Below are 5,239 nucleotides of genomic sequence, written 5' to 3' on the forward strand. Positions count from 1 at the left end.
GGCCGAGGACCTGGTTCTGCTGCGCCTTGGCCTGCGCCTGCTGGAGGTCGGCCTGGTCGATCTGCAGCTGAGCCTTCGCCTGGTCGACGTTCGGACACGTCGTCGTCGGAGGGTTGGGGACGCAGCTCTCGGCCGCGTTCACGGCCTGCTGCTGACCATTGACCAGCGCCTGGGCGGAGTTGATCGCCGCCTGGTCGACGTTGTGCTGGGCGCTGAGGTTGCGCTGCGCGGTGGCGAGGTTGGCCTGGTCGACGTTGAGCGTTCCCTGGACCTGGGCCTGGGTCTGGCGCAGCGAGGCGGCGGCGACGGAGATCGCCTGCTGATCGGTGCGGGTGGTGTCGTTCAGCTGCGCCTGGAGGGCGACCACCGCCTGCTGGTCCTGGGTGATCAGCCCCTGCGCCGCGGCCAGCGCGGTCTGCAGCGCGATCTGCGACCCGGTCACCGTCTGCTGGCCCAGCTGCTGGGTGTCGATGACGTTGTTGCGGGCGCCGCCGATCAGGGGGCGGGCGTTGTTCACCTGGGACACGGCGATCTGCTGCTGGACGTTGGTCGAGCCGGGCGCGTCCTGGGCCAGCTTGGCCCCGGCCGACTGCAGCGCGATCTGGGCGTTCTTCAGCTGGGTCTGGGCGTCGGTGGGGTCGAGGCTGGCGAGCACCGTGCCGGCGGCGACCGTCTGCCCGGCCTGGACGCCGATGGTCTGGACGTGGCCGTTGGAGCCGAAGTCGAGATCGGTCTCGCTCGAGGGCTGGAGCGTGCCGGTGATGTCGACGGTCTGGGTGACCGTGCCGAGCGCCGCCTTGGCGGTGCGGAACTCGATGGCCGGCGCCCCGCTGCGCGCGATCGCGATGCCCACCACGAGACAGATGAGCAGCGCGATGACGGCCGGGATGGCCAGCCGGCGCTCTCGCAGTCGTCTCACCCCACTCTCCTTCCTTCGGGCGGGCAGACCCGCGCGCCGTCAGCCTGACGTGCGCTCGGCGCTCACCGTATCGTTCCTTCCCCAGGCCGGCCCCGCCGCGGCGGCGGTCCGACGTCTGCAGTATGCCATGGGTCCGGTCGGATACCCGTCACCGAGCGGTAAGACGTTGACAAGAGTCCTGGACCCATCGACTCAACGGGATGGTGGCGAAAATCCGTCGGTCGCATCGGCGGCGCGCCACCACGGCAGCGGCTCCCCGGTCCAGTCCGGGGCGCGGTGGAGGGCGCGCACCACGGTGTGGATGTTGCCGCGCACGTTGAAGTCGCCCACCACCTCGCAGTAGCGGGGCTCGAGCAGGCCGACGAGGTCGTCGAGAACCACGTTCACCACGTCCTCGTGGAACACCGCGCGGTCGCGGAAGCCGTTGATGTAGAGCTTGAGCGACCGCAGCTCCACGCAGCGGGGGCCGGGGACATAGCGGATGTGGAGGGTTGCGAAGTCGGGAAATCCCGATCGGGGACACAGACAGGTGAACTCGGGCAGGGTGAAGAGGATGGTGCAGTCGCGGTCGGGGCGGCGGTTCTCGAAGGCCTCGAGCCGCGCCTCGCGGATCATCCGGGTGCCGTAGGGCTCGTCGTCGGTCGGGTGCATCGTCCGTGAGCGTGGCAGGTCGCACGCCCTCCGGGGGCGGCGGCGGCCGGGACGGACCCCGGTCCGGTTCGGCACAATCACGGCCGATGCCGGCCCGGCGCGGGTCACGACTCGCTCGACGTCCTCCCCGGCGGCGCGCCGCCCTCCTCGTCGGAGGTCTCGGCCTCGCCGCGCTCCTCGCCCTGAGCGGGGGGCTTCGCGACGTGGTGAGCCCGGCGCCCGCCGCCTCGCTCCCCGGCACCGCCGCACCGCCGCCGGCACCGCCGCCGCTCGACGAGGAGGCGCCCGACGCCACCCTCCCGCCGCTCACCCCGGAGCCGGCGGCGGGGGCCGGCCGCCGGGCGGCGCCGGTCGGGGTGCCGCCGTCGGGGCCGCACCTCGACGTGCCCATCCTCCTCTATCACTATGTGCGGACCAACCCGCGCCCGGCCGACCGGGCGGGGTTCCGGCTCTCGGTGACCCCGGCGAGCTTCGCCGCCCAGGTCGCCCTGCTCCGCGCCGGGGGCGCCCACACCGTCTCCCTCGCCCAGCTCGTGAGGGCGCTGCACGGCCTCGACCAGCTGCCCAGCCACCCGGTGGTGCTCACCTTCGACGACGGCCACGCCGACTTCGCCGCCACCGTCGCGCCCCTGCTCGCCGCCCAGGGGATGACCGCCACCGACTTCGTGGTCAGCGGCTTCCTGGGGCGTCCCGACTACATGTCCGCGGTCCAGGTCCGCCAGGTCGCGGCGATGGGGATGACCGTCGGCGCCCACACCGTCAGCCACGTCGACCTCACCCGGCTGCCCCCGGCCATCGCCCTCGCCCAGATCGAGCTGTCCCGGCAGCGCCTCCAGGAGCTCACCGGCGCCAGCGTGGACGACTTCGCCTACCCCTACGGCCGCCGCAACCTCGACGTCGAACGGATGGTCGCCCGGGCCGGCTTCCGCGACGCCGTCAGCACCACCGGCGGCGAGCTCCAGTACCTGTCCCAGCGCTTCGAGCTGCGCCGCCTCTCGGTGACCGGGCTGGACACGCTGGCCAGCTTCGCCGCCAAGGTGAGGCTGGCCGTCCCCCGGACCCCGGCGGCCGCCGCCCCGGCCGGCGCCGACCCGATCCCCGCCGGCGGTCCCGAGCCCGGCGGCCTGCGGATGCGCCGCCGCTGACCGTCCGTCCGGTCCCGCCCTGGGCGGATCGTACGGTTTGGGGCGTTCGTGGCCGGATTCACGATGTGACGATCCTGTGATGTGCGCAGGGGGGATGCGCTGCGGGCCAAGTTCGCGACATAATCAGCACAAACGACGGGGGAACGTCCGAGCCGGAGGGGAGGGGCTCGGGTTCCGGGGCCCGCCGGCTCCGGACAGGCAGAGGAGGCGTTCGCATGGCAAGGGCATCCCAGGCAGCATTGACGGTCCAGGCGGTCGTGTTCGGCTTCGACCCCGACCCTGGCACGCCGTCGAACCGGGCGCTGCAGGTCCTCACCCTGGGGCCCGGGGTGCCCACCGCCGACGTCGAGCGGGGCGAGACCTGCGCCGAGGCCGCGCTGAGGGCATGCACCGAGGCCGGGCTCGAGCTCGACGGTGGCCGGCGAGGCAGCCGTGGCCACCGCTCGTCGCTCCACCTCGTGGGCCTCGGCGACGAGCCGGGCAGGGGCAACCGGGCGCTGGTGGTCCAGTACTACGGCACCGCGCCCTTCGGCGAGATCACCGACGCGCCGGGGCGCTGGGCGCCGATGGGGCGCTCCCTCCGGCTCGACGCGGTCGCGTCCGCCGCCCTCAAGCAGGCGGTCGAGCGGCTCCGGGCCGACACCAAGAACGTGGCCGGCGCCGCCGCCCTGCTCGGTGACGTGTTCACCGGGGACGACCTGCTGCGGCTCCACATCGCCCTGCACGGGGGACCGAAGAGCAGCGAGCGCACCTTCCGCCGCCGCGTCCAGGAGCTCCGCGACAGCGGCGTGCTCCGGCCGGTGCGCGACAGCGAGGTCGCCGCGCTGCGCCTGCGGGTGCCCCGCTTCCGCTCCCCGGCCGGCACCGGTGGGCGGCCGCCTGAGCTGCTCCGCTACTCGGGCAGCGGGGGCGAGGAGGAGCAGCTCGCCGGCCTCAGGACCCGCCGCAGCGCCTGACCCTCAGCCGGCGTCGGCCGGCCAGGGCGGCTCTCCCGACGAGAGCACCAGGGTCACGGGACCGTCGTTCTCGAGGCGCACCCGCATGTGGGCGCCGAAGCGGCCGGTGGCCACCCGCAGGCCGAGCCCGCGCAGCGCCGCGCAGAAGACCTCGCACAGCCGTTCGGCGACGGCCGGAGGGCCCGCACCGATGAACGACGGCCGGTGCCCCCGCGAGGTGTCGGCGTAGAGGGTGAACTGGCTCACCACCAGGACCTCGCCGCCGGTCGAGCCGAGGTCGCGGTTCATCCGCCCCGCCTCGTCGGCGAGGACGCGCAGCGTGCCCACCCGCCCGGCGAGGTGGCCCGCGGTCTCCTCGGTGTCATCGGGGCCGCAGCCGAGAAGCACGCAGAACCCCGGTCCGATCGCGCCCACCACCTCGCCGTCGACGAGCACCTCGGCGCCGGTCACCCGCTGGACGACGGCCCGCACCTTCTCTCCTCTGGGCGCTGACGCGCCCGATGGTAGGGGGATCTCCCCCCGGCCATCGGCTCCCACGTCGCCGACAGCCCTCCCCCTGCTACCGCAGGAAGCGGAGCCCGCGGTAGATGCGCATCGCCTCCGCCTCGGCCTCGAGGAAGCTGTCCGCCGACGCCCGCATCCCGTGGACCAGGAAGCTCCAGGCGCGCCGCTCGGGATCGCGGCCCTCGACGGTGCCGAAGGCGAAGCCGAGGGCGCGCGGCGGGTACATCTCGATCACCGCCCCGGGCAGCCGCTTGTAGATCGGCCGGGCGACCAGGATCGCCTCCAGGGCGGCCCCGTCCTGCAGCCGGCCGCCGCGGAGGTCGATCGACCGGAGCTTGGCGATGGGGTTGCCGGGGTCGCGGATGGTGATCGTGGCCCCGAAGCGCTCGGAGACGTCGCGGAGCACGAAGAGCAGCCCGAGGGCGTCGGTCTCGTCCCCCCGGAGCCGGACGAACCCCGCCGCCGAGAGCGGCCCCAGCGTCCGCGCCTCCGCCTCCGCCGCGATCTGGGCGTGGCGGAAGAACTCCATCGAGAAGAGGTCGCCGGACCGCGCGTCGGCCAGCCAGGGCGCGTCGCCCCGCCACTCGCGACGTCCGACCAGCCGCTGGAAGCGCGCGTGGAAGGCCTCGCGCTGCTCCGCCTCCAGGCCCCGGACCCTGACGTGGATGACGCGGCCCATGGATGCCATTCTACGGGCGGTTCGAGCTCCGCCACGCTCACCACCGGGTCGGGTACCCTTCCGTGCCCGGGCCGAGGTAGCTCAGTTGGTAGAGCACGGGTCTGAAAAACCCGGTGTCGTCAGTTCGATCCTGACCCTCGGCACCATGGCGGCGTAAGGGATTTCCACGCCGACGACCGCGCTCCGGGCGATGGCGGAGGCGGAGGCCGCCGCAAGGAAGCTGCCGCCAGTGGCGCCTCTCCAGCCCGATCGTCCGTGCCTGGCTCCTCGACCAGCTCGAGGAGCCGAGCACGGGGTGAACGTCAGCCCGCGATGAAGGTCCCGTTCATGTCGGGATGCGGGTCGCAGCGGAAGAAGAACGTGCCCGCCGGCAGGGCCCCGACCG

Annotated in this window: 6 protein-coding genes and 1 tRNA gene; 3 read left to right on the forward strand and 4 right to left on the reverse strand. The window is 73.7% G+C overall.

The genetic code is table 11. The annotated features are described in order from the left end of the window. Both VGL20_03360 and queF read right to left on the reverse strand, forming a co-directional pair. Positions 1 to 919: biotin/lipoyl-binding protein (locus VGL20_03360; protein HEY2702708.1), on the reverse strand; the 919-nt coding region annotated here is incomplete at its 3' end. Positions 920 to 1,111: 192 nt separating this feature from the next. After that, positions 1,112 to 1,570 (reverse strand): preQ(1) synthase, encoded by a 459-nt coding sequence (queF, locus tag VGL20_03365; protein ID HEY2702709.1) that lies wholly within the window; start codon positions 1,568 to 1,570, stop codon positions 1,112 to 1,114. An 86-nt stretch (positions 1,571 to 1,656) separates the two neighbouring features. Between queF and VGL20_03370 the strand changes: the two genes are divergently transcribed. Both VGL20_03370 and VGL20_03375 read left to right on the forward strand, forming a co-directional pair. Continuing rightward, the gene (locus tag VGL20_03370) at positions 1,657 to 2,715 is read left to right on the forward strand and encodes a polysaccharide deacetylase family protein (GenBank protein ID HEY2702710.1); all 1,059 of its coding nucleotides are present in this window, start codon (positions 1,657 to 1,659) and stop codon (positions 2,713 to 2,715) included. Positions 2,716 to 2,930: 215 nt separating this feature from the next. Then, positions 2,931 to 3,671 carry a hypothetical protein gene (locus VGL20_03375; GenBank protein HEY2702711.1) on the forward strand — a complete coding sequence of 247 codons (741 nt, stop codon included), beginning with the start codon at positions 2,931 to 2,933 and terminating at the stop codon, positions 3,669 to 3,671. 3 nt (positions 3,672 to 3,674) lie between these two features. On the opposite strand, the gene dtd is transcribed toward VGL20_03375, so the two are convergent. Further along, a complete protein-coding gene (gene dtd / locus VGL20_03380; GenBank protein HEY2702712.1) occupies positions 3,675 to 4,142 on the reverse strand; it encodes a D-aminoacyl-tRNA deacylase in 468 nt (155 codons plus the stop codon). 88 nt (positions 4,143 to 4,230) lie between these two features. Further along, a complete protein-coding gene (locus VGL20_03385) occupies positions 4,231 to 4,854 on the reverse strand; it encodes a hypothetical protein (protein ID HEY2702713.1) in 624 nt (207 codons plus the stop codon). Positions 4,855 to 4,924: 70 nt separating this feature from the next. Between VGL20_03385 and VGL20_03390 the strand changes: the two genes are divergently transcribed. Beyond that, positions 4,925 to 5,000: transfer RNA gene (locus VGL20_03390), tRNA-Phe, on the forward strand. Positions 5,001 to 5,239 lie beyond the last annotated feature (239 nt).

Source organism: Candidatus Dormiibacterota bacterium (genome assembly GCA_036495095.1).
Classification (GTDB): Bacteria; Chloroflexota; Dormibacteria; order Aeolococcales; family Aeolococcaceae; genus CF-96.